The organism is Pantoea sp. BL1 (assembly GCF_000963985.1).
GTDB lineage: Bacteria > Pseudomonadota > Gammaproteobacteria > Enterobacterales > Enterobacteriaceae > Pantoea > Pantoea rwandensis_B.
This window is the reverse complement of the sequence record NZ_JZRH01000115.1, coordinates 1-476: the sequence shown is the minus strand read 5'-3', so window position 1 is coordinate 476 and position 476 is coordinate 1. Positions and strand designations below refer to the sequence as shown.

Below are 476 nucleotides of genomic sequence, written 5' to 3'. Positions count from 1 at the left end.
CACTTAAAATCATTTTTTTCGCCTTTTATTGTTTTAAAATCGGTACTCTTTTCACTGGTCTGCCCAGCGTAGAACTGGTTGCGGACTCTGCAAGCCGTCAGCACGGAATTAAGCGTAAATATTTCGTAAAGGCAGTCACTCAGCCCCTTTCAGCGCCGCAGGTTCCTGCAGCATGTGTCAGCAGGGCATGTCCGGCAATACGCTGGCGGACTATCAGTGCAACAGGCAATAACGGACAGGGGGAAGCAGCGATGATCAGCGAGGACCGGCTCAGCCAGATCGCGGAGAATCCGGACAGTCATGACGCGGAGGCCGTCGCGATGGCGCAGGAGATCCTGCAGCTGCGCCGCACGCTGGGCGCGCCCTGGGCCGTTGTACAGCCGCTGGGCGAGCTTTACGTGGAGGACGGGAACGCGGCGATGATCTGGCCGGCGAGCCTGGCGGAGCGCGGCGACATCTGCCTGTACCGCCTGCAG

General features: G+C 59.2%; 1 protein-coding gene. It reads left to right on the top strand.

Translation table 11 applies throughout. The features are described 5' to 3' along the window. Window positions 1-251 precede the first annotated feature (251 nt). The coding region (locus tag VH86_RS24615) for a hypothetical protein (protein ID WP_045834448.1) at window positions 252-476 on the top strand (225 nt) is incomplete at its 3' end.